The organism is uncultured Arthrobacter sp., assembly GCF_947495145.1.
Taxonomy (GTDB): Bacteria; Actinomycetota; Actinomycetes; order Actinomycetales; family Micrococcaceae; genus Arthrobacter_D.
The window spans coordinates 204,723-222,448 of the sequence record NZ_CANLXP010000001.1 but is presented as its reverse complement, the minus strand read 5'-3'; the positions used below and the strand labels follow the sequence as shown (position 1 = coordinate 222,448).

General features: G+C 64.6%; 15 protein-coding genes and 1 riboswitch. Of the genes, 4 read left to right on the top strand and 11 right to left on the bottom strand.

Going from position 1 to position 17,726, the window contains the following annotated elements:
- Positions 1–72 precede the first annotated feature (72 nt).
- The 7 genes from Q0877_RS00980 to aspS all read right to left on the bottom strand — a co-directional run bounded on the left by Q0877_RS00980 (position 73) and on the right by aspS (position 6,166).
- Entirely contained in the window at positions 73–336 is a 264-nt protein-coding gene (locus tag Q0877_RS00980; RefSeq protein ID WP_299165138.1) for a phosphoribosyl-ATP diphosphatase, read from the bottom strand.
- 96 nt (positions 337–432) lie between these two features.
- Positions 433–924 (bottom strand): 6,7-dimethyl-8-ribityllumazine synthase, encoded by a 492-nt coding sequence (ribH, locus tag Q0877_RS00975; RefSeq protein ID WP_299165136.1) that lies wholly within the window; start codon positions 922–924, stop codon positions 433–435.
- 81 nt (positions 925–1,005) lie between these two features.
- A complete protein-coding gene (ribA, locus tag Q0877_RS00970) occupies positions 1,006–1,653 on the bottom strand; it encodes a GTP cyclohydrolase II (RefSeq protein ID WP_299165134.1) in 648 nt (215 codons plus the stop codon).
- A complete protein-coding gene (ribB, locus tag Q0877_RS00965; RefSeq protein ID WP_299165259.1) occupies positions 1,650–2,240 on the bottom strand; it encodes a 3,4-dihydroxy-2-butanone-4-phosphate synthase in 591 nt (196 codons plus the stop codon). Before ribB ends, ribA begins: the two co-directional genes overlap by 4 nt.
- A gap of 92 nt (positions 2,241–2,332) precedes the next feature.
- Positions 2,333–2,977: a riboflavin synthase gene (locus tag Q0877_RS00960; RefSeq protein ID WP_299165132.1), complete on the bottom strand. Its 645-nt coding sequence runs from the start codon at positions 2,975–2,977 to the stop codon at positions 2,333–2,335.
- Positions 2,978–4,096 (bottom strand): bifunctional diaminohydroxyphosphoribosylaminopyrimidine deaminase/5-amino-6-(5-phosphoribosylamino)uracil reductase RibD, encoded by a 1,119-nt coding sequence (gene ribD / locus Q0877_RS00955; RefSeq protein ID WP_299165130.1) that lies wholly within the window; start codon positions 4,094–4,096, stop codon positions 2,978–2,980. It abuts the gene before it with no gap.
- Positions 4,097–4,193: 97 nt separating this feature from the next.
- Positions 4,194–4,330, bottom strand: a riboswitch (FMN riboswitch).
- 9 nt (positions 4,331–4,339) lie between these two features.
- Positions 4,340–6,166, bottom strand: coding sequence for an aspartate--tRNA ligase (gene aspS / locus Q0877_RS00950; protein ID WP_299165129.1), 1,827 nt, complete (start codon positions 6,164–6,166; stop codon positions 4,340–4,342).
- A gap of 123 nt (positions 6,167–6,289) precedes the next feature.
- Here aspS and Q0877_RS00945 point away from each other — a divergent pair, with 123 nt between their 5' ends.
- A complete protein-coding gene (locus Q0877_RS00945; RefSeq protein WP_299165128.1) occupies positions 6,290–7,528 on the top strand; it encodes an APC family permease in 1,239 nt (412 codons plus the stop codon).
- Positions 7,529–7,532: 4 nt separating this feature from the next.
- Here Q0877_RS00945 and hisS read toward each other — a convergent pair whose 3' ends face one another.
- Positions 7,533–8,900 carry a histidine--tRNA ligase gene (gene hisS, locus Q0877_RS00940; protein WP_299165127.1) on the bottom strand — a complete coding sequence of 456 codons (1,368 nt, stop codon included), beginning with the start codon at positions 8,898–8,900 and terminating at the stop codon, positions 7,533–7,535.
- Between the two features lie 212 nt (positions 8,901–9,112).
- On the opposite strand from hisS, the gene Q0877_RS00935 reads away from it, so the two are divergent.
- The 3 genes from Q0877_RS00935 (at position 9,113) to Q0877_RS00925 (ending at position 12,315) form a co-directional block, all read left to right on the top strand.
- A complete protein-coding gene (locus tag Q0877_RS00935; RefSeq protein ID WP_299165126.1) occupies positions 9,113–9,898 on the top strand; it encodes a peptidylprolyl isomerase in 786 nt (261 codons plus the stop codon).
- A gap of 51 nt (positions 9,899–9,949) precedes the next feature.
- Entirely contained in the window at positions 9,950–11,581 is a 1,632-nt protein-coding gene (locus Q0877_RS00930) for a DUF349 domain-containing protein (protein WP_299165125.1), read from the top strand.
- A 122-nt stretch (positions 11,582–11,703) separates the two neighbouring features.
- Complete coding sequence (locus tag Q0877_RS00925) at positions 11,704–12,315, top strand: hypothetical protein (RefSeq protein WP_299165124.1); 612 nt, start codon at positions 11,704–11,706, stop codon at positions 12,313–12,315.
- Here the strand turns inward: Q0877_RS00925 and Q0877_RS00920 are convergent.
- The 3 genes from Q0877_RS00920 to secD all read right to left on the bottom strand — a co-directional run bounded on the left by Q0877_RS00920 (position 12,312) and on the right by secD (position 17,709).
- Entirely contained in the window at positions 12,312–14,579 is a 2,268-nt protein-coding gene (locus Q0877_RS00920) for a bifunctional (p)ppGpp synthetase/guanosine-3',5'-bis(diphosphate) 3'-pyrophosphohydrolase (RefSeq protein ID WP_299165258.1), read from the bottom strand. The genes Q0877_RS00925 and Q0877_RS00920 overlap by 4 nt on opposite strands.
- A 359-nt stretch (positions 14,580–14,938) precedes the next feature.
- Complete coding sequence (secF, locus tag Q0877_RS00915) at positions 14,939–15,952, bottom strand: protein translocase subunit SecF (protein ID WP_299165123.1); 1,014 nt, start codon at positions 15,950–15,952, stop codon at positions 14,939–14,941.
- Positions 15,949–17,709, bottom strand: coding sequence for a protein translocase subunit SecD (gene secD / locus Q0877_RS00910; RefSeq protein WP_299165122.1), 1,761 nt, complete (start codon positions 17,707–17,709; stop codon positions 15,949–15,951). Before secD ends, secF begins: the two co-directional genes overlap by 4 nt.
- Positions 17,710–17,726: the final 17 nt, after the last annotated feature.

Here is a 17,726-nt window from a genome sequence, read left to right as displayed (position 1 = left end):
AGGGTTTCCTTGGGGCTGGCCTGAAAGCAGGCGCTTGGCCGCGCGGGTCGGTTGAAGGTTTCCGGCGCGCGGCTACAGATGCTTGTAGACGTCCTCGAGTGTGAGCCCCTTGGCGATCATCATGACCTGGAGGTGGTAGAGCAGCTGGGAAATTTCTTCTGCGGCGGCCTCGTTGGACTCGTACTCGGCGGCCATCCACACTTCGGCTGCCTCCTCGACCACTTTCTTGCCGATCCCGTGCACGCCTGAGTCCAGTTCAGCCACGGTGCGTGACCCCGTTGGGCGGGCAGCGGCTTTCTCACTCAGCTCGGCAAAGAGGATGTCGAAGGATTTCACTCTGCCTAGGTTACTGGGTTCGGCGGGATCCACCGTATCCCTGCCATTTTATGTGACGAACCTCCCGCGTAGAAACAGCTGCGGAACCGATGCGGTTCAGTTGCTCCATGGTCCCAGCACGGCTGCCGTTGCCAGCGCGGCGACAGTTGCCTCGTATCCCTTGTCCTCGCTGGAGCCGGCCAGTCCGGCACGGTCCAGGCCCTGCTCTTCCGTGTCGCAGGTCAGGACACCGAAGCCGACCGGCACCTTGGCGCGCACACTGACGTCGGTGAGTCCCGACGTCGCGGCCTGGCAAACGTAGTCGAAGTGGGGTGTCCCGCCCCGGATGACCACACCGAGCGCGACGACGGCGTCATAGTGGGGTGCCAAGCGTGCCGCTGCAACCGGAAGCTCGAAACTGCCCGGGACGCGGACCACGTCGGGTTCGATACCGGCATCGGCGGCAGCCCGTCGGGCGCCGTCGAGCAGTCCGTCCATGATTGCGGTGTGCCAGCTGGCCGCGATGACGGCGAGCCGGACCGGCTCCTGCCGTCCTGATCGCTGAGCGAGGCTGGCGACGTCGATACTGGGGGCGCCGTGTCCGGCCATGGTTCTCCTTGGGATGTTTGGAAGTCTGGAAGGTGGATGTCTGGTCTGAGATCTGAGGGCTGTGTCGAGCGGAGGGAACGGTCAGCTCTGCTGGACGATTTTTTCCTGTGGGCGCTGGTGGAACCGCTCCTCAAGGTGAGACAGCTGGTGGTTGAGGCGGTCGCGCTTCGTCTCCAGGTAGTGCTGGTTCTCCAGCCTGGACGGAATTTCTGAAGGCACCATGGACACGACGGTGACCCCGTACCGTTCAAGGTGTTCCCGCTTGACGGGGTTGTTGCTCAGCAGCCGTATCCTGGCGATGCCGAGCTCCGCAAGGATTCCCGCTGCTGCCTGGTAGTCACGCGCATCGACGGGCAATCCGAGCTGCTCGTTTGCCTCGACCGTGTCCGCACCGTTTTCCTGCAGGGCATAAGCGCGCAATTTATTGGCCAGGCCGATCCCACGGCCCTCCTGCCCCCGAAGGTAGACAACCGTCCCGCCCTGCTCGTGGATCAGGCCAAGCGCCTGCTCGAGCTGCTCGCCGCAATCGCAGCGGTAGGAGCCGAAGACGTCGCCGGTCAGGCACTCCGAGTGCATACGGACCAGCGGGGCGCCGTCCGCTGTGGAAGTGCCCGGAGCGGACATCGTAAGGTGCTCCACGCCGGCTGCCGCATCCGTCCAGGCCTGCGCAGTGAAGGATCCGAACGCCGTCGGAATAGTGACGGTGGGACCGCCGGTGACCGTGCTCATTCGGCAGCTCCCGATCCGCCTGCGGCAAGGTGAGCCGCGAGATCCTCGATCGAAATCAGGGGCGTAGCGTGCCGGGTAGCAAAGTCCCGCAGCGCTGGCAGGCGCATCATGGCGCCGTCGTCATGAGTGATCTCCGCGATGACGGCGGCAGGCTCAACACCCGCCAACCGGCAGAGGTCGATCGCCGCCTCGGTGTGACCGCGCCGCTCCCGCACACCACCGTCGACCGCCCGCAGCGGGAAGATGTGGCCCGGCCGGGTGAGGTCGGACGCCGCAGACGACGGAGCTGCAAGAACGCGTGCGGTCAGCGCCCGGTCGGCCGCGCTGATGCCGGTGCTGACACCGACGGCCGCGTCGCAGGAAACGGTGTAGGCGGTCTGCTTCGCGTCCTGATTGTTGAGCACCATGGCGGGCAGCTCCAACCGGTCCGCGGTTTCTCCGGTCACGGGCACGCACAGCACGCCCGAGGTGTACCGGATGGTCCATGCAGTCAGCTCAACCGTGGCGAACTGCGCCGCGAAAATGATGTCGCCTTCATTCTCACGGTTGGCATCATCAACGACGACGACGGCGCGGCCCGCGGCCATGGCGGCCACGGCCGCCTCCACGGGGTCCAAAGTGATTTCCAGCACCTGTGTCCGGTCTGCCGTCGGCGACACTGGGCTGTTCTCGCTTGAAGTCATGCCTGCGCCCCATTTCCGGTCGACCCGTTCGCGGTGAAGGCGAGCAGCCGCTCTGCGTACTTGGCCAGGACGTCCATTTCGAGGTTCACCGGATCCCCGATGCTCTTGGCTCCCAGACCGGTGCCGGCGAGGGTTGTCGGGATGAGTCCCACTTCGAACCAGGGCGCCGGGTCCCCCGGCCCGCTTACGGCGGTCACGGTGAGCGATACGCCGTCCACTGCGACGGATCCCTTCTCTGCTGTGTAACGGTCCAGCGGGGCGGGAACGCTGAAGCGCAGGCGCTCCCAGGAACCCAGGTCCTCGCGCTCGCGGAGGGTGCCGACGCCGTCGACGTGGCCCTGCACAACGTGGCCGTCCAGCCGACCGTTCGCGGGAACGCAGCGTTCAAGATTCACCCTGTCGCCCTCGGTCAATTGTCCGACGGTCGTTCGCGCCAGCGTTTCCCCCATCACGTCCACGCTGATGCGTGCGCCGTCGATCGTGGTGGCGGTCAGGCACACTCCGTCGACTGCGATGGATCCGCCCAGCTCCAATCCCGTCCCGGTTGGGCCGGCGTCGAACACCAGCACAGCGCTCTTCCCGTCCGGGGTGCGCTGGAACGAGGTGATGGTGCCCTGTCCGGAGACAATTCCTGTAAACACTCAACGGCCTTTCTTCATGGACGCCGGAGCCGGCGCGATGGGTTTGAGGTGCAGTCGGACATCATCGCCGAGCTGGGTTACTGAGGCGGCGCCGTCGGGATCGAGGCGCCACACGTGGGCGTCAGTCAAGGTGGCCACGCCGAGTCGCTGGAAGGCTGGAACTCCGGCGCCCAGGAGCATCGGCGCAACGTAGGCGAAAAGTTCGTCCGCGAGATCGGCCATGAGGAAGACGCCAACCAGCTGTGGGCCGCCTTCCACCAGGACATGCCGCACGCCCCGGCGGTAGAGCTCGGTCAACGCGGCTGCGGGATCGTGTGTCTGCAGGTGGACGAAGCCATTCCCTCGCATGGCTGCCTCTTCGGGAATGGGCCGCAGCCCGACGGCCACGCGCAGGGGCTGGCGATCAGCGTCCGAGCCGTCCAGGGCGCGCGCGGTGAGGCGGGGATCGTCGGTGAGTATCGTGCCGGTGCCGACCAGCACGGCGTCGACCCGGGTACGGATGGTATGCCCGTCGGCGCGGGCGTGCGGACCCGTGATCCACTGGCTTGAGCCGTCCGCTGCAGCGGATTGAGCATCCAGGCTCTGTGCCACCTTCACGGTTACAAATGGACGCTGGTCCTGCAGTGCAGCGAGCCAGCGGCGGTTCAACTCCGTTGCCGCGTCGGCCAGGAGCCCGCCGGCCACCTCGATACCACGGCCGGCAAGCACCCTGGCGCCGCCTGCGGCATCGGGGTTGGGATCGGAAGCGGCGTACACCACGCGCGTGATTCCCGCAGCCAGGATAGCTTCAGTGCAGGGCCCCGTGCGCCCGGTGTGGTTACAGGGCTCCAGCGTCACCACCATGGTGCAACCGGCAGGGTCCACCCCCTGCAGGACGGCGCTCTTCAAAGCTGCGACTTCGGCGTGATCGGTACCGGCACCCAAATGAGCACCGGTGGCCACCATGGCGCCGTCGTCGTCGATTATGACAGCGCCCACCAACGGATTGGCGCCGCGCACGCCCTGGCCGGCAAGGACCAGCGCGTGCTCCATCGCCATCATCTCGTGTGCTGTGAAGACGTGGTCAGCAGCGCCCATGGCGGCCTCCATGCGGAGGCGACGGTTGAAAGTCCATATCATTCCCTCACCTGGCTCTTGCGGCTCCGGGGAACGACAGGCAGGGGCCGGCGGCTGCAGAAGGCGCAAGGACGCCAACGGCAGGGCACAGCCGAAGCTGCACGTGCTTCTCCCATCCAGACTTTAACTGTCGGTGCCGGAATTTCACCGGCTCAACCGTTTGCTGCCCCGAAAGGCTGCGCGCGGGTCGCGGACTATAACCGCCGGTTCGGAATTACACCGACCCCGGAGCACGTTGTACGACGCTTATTCTTTCACATTTTTGGCAGCGTCGGACTTTCCTGCCAGCTTTGCGGCTGGTTTTGCGTCCGGCCTAGCGCCTGGTCTTGCGTCAACGCCTGCTTCCTTGCGCTGCTGAGGCGTGATCGGTGCCGGAGCAGCGGTGAGCGGGTCGTAGCCGCCGCCGGACTTCGGGAAGGCGATCACGTCCCGGATGGAGTCGCTACCGGCGAGAAGTGCGACCACGCGGTCCCAGCCGAAGGCAATGCCGCCGTGCGGCGGGGCGCCGTACTTGAAGCCCTCGAGCAGGAAGCCGAACTTCTCCTGTGCGTCCTCGGGGCTGATACCCATGACCGAGAAAACCCGTTCCTGAACGTCCCGCTGGTGGATACGGATCGAACCGCCGCCGATCTCATTGCCGTTGCAGACAATGTCGTAGGCGTACGCCAGGGCGCTGCCCGGATCGGTGTCGAAGGAGTCCAGATACTCGGGCTTTGGCGAGGTGAAAGCGTGGTGCACAGCGGTCCACGCACCGGTTCCGACAGCGACGTCGCCGGCTGCCACCGCGTCCGACGCCGGCTCGAACATGGGCGCGTCAACGACCCACACGAAGGCCCAGGCGTTCGGATCAATCAGCCCGGTCCGGTGACCGATCTCCACCCGGGCGGCACCGAGCAGCGCACGCGAGGAGGACTGCTCGCCGGCGGCGAAGAAGATGCAGTCGCCAGGCTTGGCGCCGACAGCGGACGCCAGCCCGTCCCGCTCGGCGTCCGTCAGGTTCTTGGCTACGGGGCCACGGAGGCTGCCGTCGTCGTCAATCAAGACGTACGCAAGACCCTTTGCACCACGCTGCTTCGCCCACTCCTGCCAGGCGTCCAGCTGCCGGCGCGGCTGGGATGCTCCGCCGGGCATGACGACGGCGCCGACATACGCAGCCTTGAACACCCCGAATCCGGTGTTCTTGAAGTACTCGGTCAGCTCGGTGAGCTCGAGTCCGAAGCGCAGGTCCGGCTTGTCTGAGCCGTAGCGGGCCATGGCGTCCGCGTACGTCATGCGCTGGATAGGCGCGGGAATTTCGACGTCGATCAGCTTCCACAGCGACGTCACCAGCTGCTCGCCGAGGGCGATGATGTCATCCTGCTCAACGAAGCTCGCCTCAATGTCCAGCTGGGTGAACTCGGGTTGCCGGTCTGCCCGGAAATCCTCGTCGCGGTAGCAGCGGGCTATCTGGTAGTACTTCTCGAAACCGCCGACCTGGAGGAGCTGCTTGAAGAGCTGCGGCGACTGCGGGAGCGCATACCAGGAGCCGGGAGCCAGGCGTGCCGGAACCAGGAAGTCACGGGCGCCCTCGGGCGTCGAACGGGTGAGGGTGGGCGTTTCGATCTCCACGTAGCCGTCGGAGTGCAGGAGCTCGCGTGCAACCCGGTTCGCTTCGGAGCGCAGGCGGAGGTTGGCGTTCGGCGTTGGGCGGCGGAGGTCTAGGTAACGGTGCTTCAGGCGCGCCTCCTCGCCGACCTCGACATGCTCGTCGATCTGGAACGGCAGCGGATCCGAGGTGTTGAGGATTATCACCTTCTCGGCGATGACCTCGATCTCACCGGTTGCAAGCGCCGGGTTTTCGTTGCCCTCGGGGCGCTTCTCGACGGTACCGATGATCTGCAGCACGTACTCGTTGCGCAGGCCATGAAACACGTCCTCTTCACGCACCACGACCTGGGCGACGCCGGAAGCGTCACGAAGATCGAGGAATGCCACGCCACCGTGATCACGACGACGGGCCACCCATCCGGCGAGAGTAACGGTCTGTCCAATGTGCCCGGTCCGTAGTGAACCAAGGTCATGTGTGCGCAGCACAGCATTCCTTCCGGTGGAATTGCATCCAGGTCTGTGGATCGTGGTTGAATCTCAGTGTTCGAGTTTACCGCCGGATGAGATGCACTCCCGGCCACACTTCTCACCGGACGGAGACCCTCGCGCATGCCGCAGGCGCTGAACAGACAACTCGGCGGGTTCGATGCCACAACGGTCGGCGTCGGATCAATGATCGGCGCAGGTGTTTTCGTGGTCTTCTCCCCCGCCGCCGCAGCTGCCGGATCTCTGCTGCCCCTCGCCGTCGGCCTCGCGGCAATCATCGCCTACGCCAATGCCGCAGCCTCTGCCCAGCTTGCCACGGTGCACCCGGTGAGCGGAGGGACCTACACCTACGGAAGGCGCCAGCTCGGTCAGTGGCCGGGTTTCCTCGCCGGCTGGAGCTTCATCACGGGCAAGCTGGCTTCCTGCGCGGCGATGGCGCTCACCTTCGGGTTGTATGCAGCTCCGGGCTTCGAGAAGGCAGCCGGAGCAGCAGCCGTGGTTGCCCTGACGGTTGTCAACCTGCTGGGCATCACTCGCACCGCGATGATGACGCGCATCATCGTGGCCCTGGTGATACCCGTGCTCGCTTTCGTCATCGTCGCTGCTTTTGCGCAGCCGGCCGCCGACGGCGGTGCCTTGCCGGTCGGACCCACCGGCGTCCTGCAGGCGGCCGGTCTGATGTTCTTCGCTTTCGCGGGCTATGCGCGCATCGCCACGATGGGTGAAGAGGTCCGCGAGCCCGGGCGCAACATTCCCCGGGCGATTTTCGGCGCGCTGGGCTTCACGCTGGCGCTGTACCTCCTGCTCGCGTTCGGCCTGCTTTCCGCCGTAGGGCCGGACACCCTCGCTGCGTCGCCGGCTCCCCTGACCGAAGTCTTTCCGGACGGTGACTCGATACCGGTACTTGCCGTTGCGGTTGCCGCGGCGCTGGCAAGTCTGGGCGCCTTGCTGGCCCTGATCAGCGGAATTGCCCGCACCACCCTTGCGATGGCCCGGGAAGGTGACCTTCCCCGGGTGTTCAGCGCGGTCTCAGCCCGCCGGGCCACACCGTTCGCTGCGGAGCTGGCCACAGCCGCCGTCGTCATCATCCTGCTGTTGGCGACCGACGTCCTGACGGTGGTGGGCTTTTCCAGTTTCGGCGTGCTGCTCTATTACGCAGTGGCAAACCTCTCCGCGCTCACCCTGACCTCCCGGCCCTGGTACGCGCCGCGGGCGCTTAACCTGCTCGGCCTGGTGGGCTGCCTGGTGCTGGCGTTCACCCTTCCGGCCCAGTCCGTGCTGACCATGACCGCCCTTGTGCTGGTGGGCCTGGCCGGCCGCGCCGCCGTGATCCTGCTACGACGACGCCGCCACCGGGCTTAGCGCGTCAGTTCAGTTCCGGCGCCACGGACTCTGCTGCGGGACGGCTCTGCTGCAGGACGGCGGGCCACCGGTCCTCGGCAGGCGGAGCCCAGGACGACGGATCAGCAGGAACCTGCTCACCTGACCGAATGTCTTTCACCTCGTGGGTGCCGTCTTCGGAGGTGAACCAGACGAACGGAATACCCCGACGGTCGGCGAACTTGATCTGCTTGCCGAACTTCTCCGCTGAGGCTGCCACCTCCACCGGAATACCGCGGCTGCGCAGCGTTGCCGCGACGTCCTGGGCGGCGGACCAGGAGTCATCGTCGGCGAGGGTGACCAGCACCGCCGTCGGAACGTGACGGGAGGCAGCCGCGAACTCCTGGTTCAGGATGCGCGTCACCAGACGGGTGACACCGATGGAAAGTCCGACGCCGGGAAAGATCCGGTTGCCCTTGCTCGCCAGCGCGTCATAGCGGCCGCCTGAACAGATAGAGCCGAGCGATTCATGGCCCACCAGCACTGTCTCGTAAACCGTGCCGGTGTAGTAATCGAGGCCGCGCGCGATGCTGAGGTCGGCGATCACCTTACCGGGGGCTCGCCTCGATGCCTCCGCGATGACCTGCTCGAGTTCCGCAAGTCCCTCCTCCAGCAGCGGGTCCTCAACTCCGAGGCTCCGCACCTGCTGCACGAAGGAGGTGTCGCGGGAGCGGATCGCCGCAAGGCTGAGCGCCGCCTCCGCCTGCTCGTCGGTGGCACCCAGCTCCGACTTCAGCAGCTGCGCAACCTTCGCCGCCCCGATCTTCTCCAGCTTGTCGATGCTTCGCAGCACACCCGGAGTGTCGGACAGGCCGATGCCCCGGTAGAAGCCTTCGGCGAGTTTGCGGTTGTTAATGCGCAACTGGAAGTCGGGGATGGGCAGGGCTCCGAGCGCCTCGGCGATCACGAGCGCCAGCTCGACGTCGTAACGGAAGGGCAGAGTTCCATCGCCGACCACATCTATGTCCGCCTGCGTGAATTCGCGGGCGCGGCCCTCCTGCGGGCGTTCACCGCGCCAGACCTTCTGAATTTGGTACCGGCGGAAAGGAAAGGCGAGGTGCCCGGCGTTTTCAACCACGTAGCGGGCAAAGGGCACGGTCAGATCGAAGTGGAGCGCGAGCGAATCATCGCCGGCACCTGCGTCTTCGTCCTGAAGGCGGGACACGGCGTAAACCTCTTTGTCGATTTCGCCTTTGCGGAGCAGCTGACCCACCGTTTCAACAGCACGAGTCTCAACACTGGAAAACCCATGAAGCTCGAACGTCCGCCGCAGCGTGTCCAGAATATGCAGTTCCACGAGGCGCTCCTGAGGCAACCACTCGGGAAATCCGGACAACGAGGACTTTCGTGCCATGTAACTCTCCTTGGGAGGACGGGATGTCCCCAACCGGCCGGCTCGGGATCCTGCGCTGAATCGTCAGGCAAGTGGTCAGCTATGCCTACACTGTCTGCGGCATTCATTTTAGGGGTTTGGACTGTGCCGTGCTAACTCGGCCGGGCACTTGGACGAGTAACACCGGGCCTCGTACATAGGGAACCGAACAACCGTTGAATACAGGAGGTCACGTGGCCGTTGACCGTCGCGGACGCGAAATGCGACGCCATATCAGCCAGATCGAAGCAAGGCGGGAGCTGAAACGGGCGCAGGAGAAACGTCGTCGGAAGGACAGCGCCGTCGCCGGAATTGCGGCGCTCGTGGTCCTGGCGCTCGCCGTCGCACTGCAGGTGTTCTGGTTCAGCTCGAATCCCACGGCAGCCCAGATGGACGTGCTGGAGGAGGCTCCCGGCGTCGCCGAGTCTCTCAAGGCGGATCCGACGGAAAACAGCTCCAACATTCCGGACCCGTCAATCGCGGCATGGAAAGTGTTCGCCGGAACCCTCGCCACCAGCGCCGGCAACATTGGTGTCCAACTAAACGGAGAGGTAGCGCCACAGGCGGTTGCGGTCTTCACCTCCCTCGCTGAAGAGGGATTCTTCGACGGCAAGACCTGCCACCGGTTGACCACGGCGGAGACCATGGGCGTATTGCAGTGCGGGTCCCTCAACGGCGATGGGGCGGGCGATCCCGGCTACCAGTGGGGGCCGGTCGAGAACACCCCTGAGGACGGCGTCTACCCCGCCGGCGCGATTGCGGTTGCCCGCGGGGCGACGACGGACAGCAACGGCACGCAGTTCTTCATTGTCTACAAGGACTCGCAGATTCCACAGAACACCGGCGGATACACCATCATGGGTTCGGTGACCTCGGGTCTGGACGTTGTTCAGGAGATCGCTGACGCCGGCGTGGAAGGCGGCGGCGAGGACGGAGCCCCCGCTACGCCTGTGACGATAGACTCATTAACTCTGCAGTAACCAAAAGGGACCCGGCCTCTGCGCCGCCCATCGAGCGAAAGACTTCTAGCGGTGACAAACAGTCAACAATCCGACGAAACGCCTGTAACCGAAGCGACCGAAATCAATCAGCCCGACGCTGCGGCAGGGTCTTCAGCGCCTGAGCCTTCTGTGCCTGAGCAGCCGGCAGCTTCAACTGCTGAGCAGCCTTCTGCGCCCGAGCCTTCCGCTGCGCCGGAGCAGCCGGCAGCTTCAGCTGCTGAGCAGGCAGCAGATCCGGAGCCTTCCGCTGCGCCGGAGCAGCCGGCAGAAACTCCGGAGCGACCAGCGACTCCCGTGCCCGGCCCAGGCAAGGCTGGACGGCCCCGCCCCACGCCGGCAGCCATGGCGCCGCGGCCCAACGGCCCCGCCGCACCCGCCGTCATCGCTGCTCCCCCGATTCACACGACTGCGCTGGAAGAGGTGGAGAAGTTTGCGCGCGTGGAGGAAGACGGCCACGTTTTCCTGATCGTCGACGGCGAGGAATTCCCTGTCGGCCAGTACCCCGACGCCTCACGCGAGGAAGCGCTGGGCTACTTCGTGCGTAAGTTCGACGACGTCGCAGGCCAGGTCACGCTGCTCGAGCAGCGCGTCCAGGCCAAAGCGCCCACTACCGACATGCGGAAGACCGCTGCGCACCTTGCCGAACAGGTGGCAGAACGGAAGATGGTGGGCGATGTGCGCGCGCTTGAGTCGCGGATCAACGCACTGACCGAACGCGTCACGGAGCTCGAGTCTGCCGAGAAGGCGGAGCAGGATGCGGCCCGGGCCCGGGAACGGGCAACGCGGGAAGCGATTGTTGCAGAAGCCGAGGAGATTGCCGGTCGTGATCCGTCCACCGTGCAGTGGAAGGCCAGCAGTAACCGGATGAACGAACTGTTCGAGCAGTGGAAAACGGCGCAGAAGTCGGGGATGCGTCTTGGGCGCGGTACGGAAGACGCGCTGTGGAAGCGGTTCCGATCTGCCCGTACTGTCTTCGACCGCCACCGCAGGGCCTACTTCTCGCAGCTCGACAATGAGAACTCCGAAGCGAAGCGGGCAAAGGAAGCATTGATCCGTCGTGCAGAGGAACTCTCCACGTCGACGGATTGGGGCCATACTGCCGCGGAGTACCGCAGGCTCATGGACGAGTGGAAAACCTCGAAGCGTGCAAGCCGCAAGGACGACGACGCGCTCTGGTCCCGATTCCGTGCGGCGCAGGACGTCTTCTTCGCAGCGCGTAAGGCAGCGAACGAAGCGATTGATGAGGAGTACGGCTCCAACCTCGCGGTAAAGGAAGCGCTCATCAAGGAAGCGCGGCAGCTCCTGCCGGTCAGGGACGCTACGGCAGCCCGGAAGGCCCTGCAGTCCATCAGGGACCGCTGGGAGGATGCCGGAAAGGTCCCGCGGGCTGACATGGGCCGTGTGGAGGCGCGCCTGCGTGAGGTGGAGGACGCTGTTCAGGCCGCCGAGCAAGAACACTGGCAGCGCACCAACCCCGAGACGAAAGCGCGTACCAATAGTGCTCTCAGCCAGCTTGAGAGCACAATTGCGTCCCTTGAAGACGACCTTGCCGCAGCAGAAAAGAACGGCGACGCCCGGCGGATCTCCGAAGCACGCGAGGCCCTCGAAGCGCGCAGGCAGTGGTTGGACATGCTGCAGAAGTCGGCACAGGACTTCTCGTAAGCACCGTCGTTTTCAGGACGGAGGTCCCGGTCAAACCGTTATCCACAGCGGTTCGACCGGGACTTTCCCTTTGCCTGTGGTTCGGAGAAGCTTGACGCATGCCATTTTCGCAAGGATCTTCCGTGCAGGGGCACACAACTGCCCGGCGGGATCTTGCCATCAACTCCACGGGAGGAGTGCTCTTCCACGGCGGGACACTCTTCAGCCACGTTGAGTTGCAGGCGATGCGCCTGGACGGCCTGATGGTCCATGTGTGCGGCGAGTCCTACGTCCGCACCGATCAGCCCTCTACTCCCGCAATCCGGGCTCAATCGGCAATCAACACCGTTCCCCGCCCGCTGCACCGGCGGGTTGCCCTCGCCCGCCAGAGCGCTGCCTGGGTATACGGGTGTGCTCCCGCTCCGGCGGTAGTAAGCCTCGTCACTGATCATCGCCGCCGCACAACCGCTCTTCCGGCGTTCAGTGAAGCGGTCATGCATCAGGTCACCCTAGGGCCCTTCGATCTTTCCACCATCGGCGGCGTAGAGGTCACCTCTCCCCTGCGGACGGCGCTCGATGTCGCCATCCATGGCCAGGATTCCTGGGCAGTGCAGACGTTGAAGAACATTGCTGCAGCACCGGAGCTGCGCTGCCCGCTGCACCTGGTGATTCTCTCACTCGAGAATTCCACCCGGGTGCCGGGCAAATCTCGCGCGTTGAACCGGCTGCGCGAAGCTTTGCGCGTCGGCCGCTAGTTGCGTCGCTGAGAGCCCGTGGTGCGGTAGACGTCGAACACACCGTCAATCCGCCGTACTGCGCTCAGAATGTGGGTCAGGTACTTGGGATCGCCCATCTCGAACGCAAACCGCGACATCGCCACCCGGTCCGTAGAGGTGTTCACGCTCGCCGCCAGGATGTTTACGTGGTTCTCGGACAGAACCCTTGTCACGTCGGAGAGCAGGCTCTTCCGATCCAGCGCCTCAACCTGGATCTCCACCAGGAACACGCTGGACTGCGTAGGCGCCCATTCGACGTCCGTGATGCGGCCGGGCTGGTCGCGCAGTTCCTCGACGTTCCGGCAGTCGCTGCGGTGCACGGAGACGCCGGAGCCGCGAGTGACGAAGCCGACGATCGGGTCCGGCGGAACCGGCGTGCAGCAGCGGGCGAGCTTGACCCAAACATCGCCGACGCCGCGGACCGTCACACCGGAATCGGAGAACTTGGGCCGCCGCGGCTGTGTCGCGACTGTCGCTTCGGCGATATCCTCTTCCGCGCCGGCGTGGCCTCCCATCAGCGCGACGAGGTGCTCGATGACGTTCTGGGCGGAGGTGTGCCCATCGCCGACGGCCGCGTAAAGCGCCGAGATATCCGCATGGCGCAGCTCCTGTGCCACGGCCATGAGGGCGTCGTGGGTCATCATGCGCTGCAGGGGAAGATTCTGCTTCCGCATAGTGCGGGTCAGCTGATCCTTGCCCTTTTCAATCGCTTCTTCACGGCGTTCCTTGGTGAACCACTGACGAATCTTGTTTCGCGCGCGCGGACTCTTGACGAATCCCTGCCAATCCTGGCTGGGACCGGCACCTTCTGCCTTCGAGGTGAAAATTTCCACCCAGTCGCCGTGATTGAGCTCGCTGTTGAGCGGCACCAGCTTGCCGTTGACCCGGGCACCGATGGTTCGGTGACCCACTTCGGTGTGTACTGCGTATGCGAAATCGACGGGCGTGGATCCAGCCGGCAGCGCCATGACCTCACCCTTGGGCGTGAACACGAAGACTTCGCGGGCGTTGATTTCAAACCGCAGCGAATCGAGGAACTCGTCGGGGTCGGAGGTTTCCTGCTGCCAGTCAACGAGGCTGCGCAGCCACCCCATGTCGCTGTTGTCCGGTGCACCGCTGGTACCGGCACCGCCCTGGTTCTTGTACTTCCAATGCGCCGCGACACCATACTCCGCCCGCCGGTGCATGTCGTGGGTACGGATCTGGATTTCTACCGGCCGCCCGCCGGGTCCGATCACTGTGGTGTGCAGCGATTGGTACATGTTGAATTTCGGCATCGCGATGTAGTCCTTGAACCGGCCGGGAAGCGGGTTCCACCGTGCGTGCAGCTGGCCGAGCGTCGCGTAACAGTCACGCACGGAGTCCACCAATACCCTGACTCCCATCAGGTCATGGATGTCATCGAAGTCCTTGCCTCGAACAATCATCTTCTGGTAGATCGAGTAATAGTGCTTTGGCCGGCCGGTGATGGTGGCCTTGATCTTGACTGAGCGCAGGTCCTCGCCGATCAGATCCCGAACAAAATTCAGGTGCTTCTCACGCTCAGGGGTGCGGTCGCCGACCATCCGCACAATTTCCTCGTAGACCTTCGGATGCAGCGCCGCGAAGGAAAGGTCTTCCAGCTCCCACTTGATGGTGTTCATACCCAGGCGGTGCGCCAGCGGAGCGAAAATTTCGAGCGTCTCGCGAGCCTTCCGGGCAGAAGACTCAGGCGAGACAAAGCGCCAGGTACGGGCATTGTGCAGACGGTCAGCCAGCTTGATCACAAGCACACGGATGTCCTTGGCCATGGCGACGACCATCTTGCGGACTGTCTCTGCCTGCGCAGCGTCGCCGAAGGAAACCTTGTCCAGCTTGGTGACGCCGTCCACGAGCATCGCCACTTCCTGGCCGAAGTCGCGGCGGATGTCCTCGAGCGTGCAACTGGTGTCCTCGACCGTGTCATGCAGCAGCGCCGCAGCGAGAGTGGTTCCGGTCATGCCCAGTTCGGCGAGGATGGTGGCCACTGCTACCGGGTGGGTGATGTAGGGGTCGCCGCTCTTGCGCTTCTGCCCCTCGTGGCTGCGCTCAGCAACCTCGTAGGCACGCTTGATGAACTCAAGGTCCTCTTTGGGATTGTTTGCGCGGACTGTCCGCAGCAGGGGTTCCAGGATTGGCGAATACCCTGTGCTTCCGCGCCCGGCCAGGCGGGCGAGGCGTGCCCGGGTGCGTTCCCGGCGCCCGGGTGCGCTTGGCGCTTCCACCGGGGCCGACGAGGGCTGCCCGGGGCGCGCTGGGGCCGGCGCTACAGCGCGGCCTGGCTGAGCGCGCGATTCAACACTTGAACCCGTGGACGGTCCGCTTCCGGACGGGCGTCCGGGACCATCGGCTTCAGCCACCTAACCCCACTTCCGTTGCAGTCCGCACCAACCTACCTCGGGCGGGTAAGGCTACAACATCCCACACTCGCGGTTGACTATCCAAGTTTATCCGCCGCTTGTAGCCTCCCGCGCACCTTTGCTCAGCGCGTAAGCCCGGAGCGCTGGGTCACCAGTGCAAACGGCCCGGCACTTTGAAGTGCCGGGCCGATTGTCCGAAGTTTGCGCTGCAGCGCAGAGGCCGATTACGCCTGCGCTGTACCTGCTTCTCCAGCTTCCAGCGAGCGACGGTGCAGGACACGCTTTTCCTGCTTGCGGATCTCCGGTTCGTTCATCCGGAGCTTCGCATACATCGGTGCGGCGACAAAGACGGTGGTCAGAGTTCCGATGATGATGCCGACGAAAAGAGCCAATGACAGGTCCCGCAGCGTTCCCGCACCGAGCAGCATCGCGCCGATGAAGAGAATCGCGGCGACCGGCAGGACAGCGACAACGGAAGTGTTGATGGACCTGACAAGGGTCTGGTTGACCGCGAGGTTCACCTGCTCCCCGAAGGTCCTCTTGCTGGACACCTCCAGATCTGCAGTGTTCTCGCGTATCTTGTCGAAGACCACGACTGTGTCATACAGCGAATAACTCAAAATCGTGAGGAACCCGATGACGGCGGACGGCGTGACTTCGAAGTCGCTGAGCGAGTAGATGCCGGCAGATGTCACCATTACAACCACCAGTGCGGCCATTGCAGCGACGGACATCTTCCACGTTCTGAAGTAGATCGCCATCAACGCCGCGGCGAGAACCACGAAAACGATCAGGCCGATGATCGCCTGGCGGCTTACGTCCTCTCCCCAGGTAGGACCGACGAAGTTGGAGGTGACGTCCTCCTCAGTAACGCTGTAGGCGCCGATCAGGGCGTCGCGGACGCTGAGGGTCTGGTCATCGCTCAGACGTTCGGTCTGGATGCGCATCGTTTCGGGCGCAATATTGGTCACCCGCGGAACGGCTTCGGGCACTACCCCGGTGACAGCTTCTTCGCCCGCGGTGACGGAGGTGTCCTGCACATTCGACACGGTGAACTCGGATCCACCCCGGAAATCGATGCCAAGGTTGAACCCGCCCTTGATGACCGGAATCAACAGGGACAGCAGAACCGCCGCGCCCGCGATGATGAACCAGAGGTTGCGTTTGCCCACGAAGGGGTAGGACCGCTTGCCGGAATATAGTTCGTTTCCGAATTCGGCGAAACTGGAACGGCTCATCGGTTGTCCCCTTCCTTGGATCCCGGTGCCTGGGCACCGACGGTTTTTTGTTCTTCGGCGGCTTTCCGCTGTTCGGCAAGGCGGCGCTCGGCAATGGTCATACGGCGCTCCGCCTCACCGGCAGCGGCCTTGTTCCGGCCGCGCAGTTCTACCGCCGGACGCTCCACCGGCTTGTGCCGTACCCGACCGGCTCCTCGGTACAGCGGGAGCACGCCGAGGCGCGATGGGTCCAGTCCGGACCAGCGGTGGCCCTCGCCGAAGAAACGGGTCATGGCGAGCAGACGCATGACGGGGTGGGTGAAGAGGAACACCACTACGAGGTCGGCAATCGCAGTCAGGCCCAGCGTGAAGGCGAAACCGCGTACGTTGCCGACAGCCACAAAGTAGAGCACGACGGCGGCTAGAAGGTTCATTGCCTTGGACGCCAGCACAGTTCGCTTGGCTCGCCGCCAGCCGTTCTCGACGGCGGACACCAGGCCGCGGCCGTCACGGAGTTCATCACGGATTCGTTCGAAGTACACGATGAACGAGTCCGCCGTCTGACCGATTGCAACGATCAGACCTGCCACACCCGCGAGGGAGAGCCGATAGTTCTCGGTCCAGCCGAGGATACAGATCGCGAGGTACGTAAGGGCACCGGCCACCACCAGGGAGGCGATGGTCACGAGGCCGAGCATCCGGTATTGGAAGAGCGAGTACACCGCTACAAGCACCAGTCCAATGACACCTGCAATCAGGCCGAGGCGCAGCTGATCGGCTCCGAGGGTGGCGGAAATCTGCTGCTCGCTCTGGATCTCGAAGCTGATCGGCAGGGCGCCGTACTTCAGCTGCTCCGCCAGTGCTGCTGCCGATTCTTCCGTGAAGCTGCCGCTGATCTGCGGCCGACCGTCGGGGATGACGGCGTTGGTGGTCGGAGCCGAGACGATAATGCCGTCGAGCACGATGGCGAACTGGTTCCGCGGGTCTCCCGATCCAATGGAGAACAGCCGTTCGGTCACCTCACGGAAAGTCTCTGTTGCCTCATCGTTGAAGTCGATGTTGACGACCCACTCGTTCAGCGTCTGGCCCTGGGCGCTCCGGGCCATACCGTAATCCGCTGATTCGATCTCGGTTCCGCGGACCTCAACCGGTCCGAGGATGTACTTCCCCTGCGTATCCGGTTCGCAGGCGACCATCGGCTGGTCGGCGGGCGCCGGCTCTACCGCGGGCTGCAGGGCTTCAGGGCTCGTGCAGTCAGTTGATTCGAACTCCTGCAGAACCTCGGCGGTGATCCAGTTCGGGTCGCTGGCATCAGTCGGCTCGGCCGTCGGTGTCGGAAGCTGATCTTCCGGCGTCGGCGTTTCTGCAGCCGGGGCGAGCCCTGGGCCACCGAACAGCACGGGCCGGAACTCCATCTGGGCTGATGCCTGGATCAGTTCCCGGGTTTCCGGTTCGGGGATGCCGGGGAGGGCAACAATGACGTTCTGCCCCGACTGCGTGCTGATCTCAGCCTCCGCGACCCCGCTGCCGTCGACGCGCTGGCGAATGATCTCGACAGCCTGGTCAAGTTGCTCAGGGGTAATTTCCTCGCCGCCCCCCTGAACCTCCGGGGCAAGGATCATCTGGGTGCCGCCCTCAAGGTCGAGGGCAAGTTTTGGCGCCCAGCTGGCGTTGCTCCACAGCGAGCCACCGCCGAGCAGCAGCGCGAGGAGTGCGAAGACTACGCCGAGCCACACGAGAGTTCGTCTGGCGGCGGAGCCCGGGCCGGTTCGTGCCATGGTGCGTAAATCCTTCG

Bases quoted from the DNA above. Each gene is read 5' to 3' on its own strand.
- ribH (WP_299165136.1), bottom strand. From the start codon at position 924: ATGGCCGGACACGGCGCCCCCAGTATCGACGTCGCCAGCCTCGCTCAG.
- ribA (WP_299165134.1), bottom strand. From the start codon at position 1,653: ATGAGCACGGTCACCGGCGGTCCCACCGTCACTATTCCGACGGCGTTC.
- ribB (WP_299165259.1), bottom strand. From the start codon at position 2,240: ATGGCCGCGGGCCGCGCCGTCGTCGTCGTTGATGATGCCAACCGTGAG.
- ribD (WP_299165130.1), bottom strand. From the start codon at position 4,096: ATGATATGGACTTTCAACCGTCGCCTCCGCATGGAGGCCGCCATGGGC.
- Q0877_RS00945 (WP_299165128.1), top strand. From the start codon at position 6,290: ATGCCGCAGGCGCTGAACAGACAACTCGGCGGGTTCGATGCCACAACG.
- hisS (WP_299165127.1), bottom strand. From the start codon at position 8,900: ATGGCACGAAAGTCCTCGTTGTCCGGATTTCCCGAGTGGTTGCCTCAG.
- secF (WP_299165123.1), bottom strand. From the start codon at position 15,952: ATGAGCCGTTCCAGTTTCGCCGAATTCGGAAACGAACTATATTCCGGC.
- secD (WP_299165122.1), bottom strand. From the start codon at position 17,709: ATGGCACGAACCGGCCCGGGCTCCGCCGCCAGACGAACTCTCGTGTGG.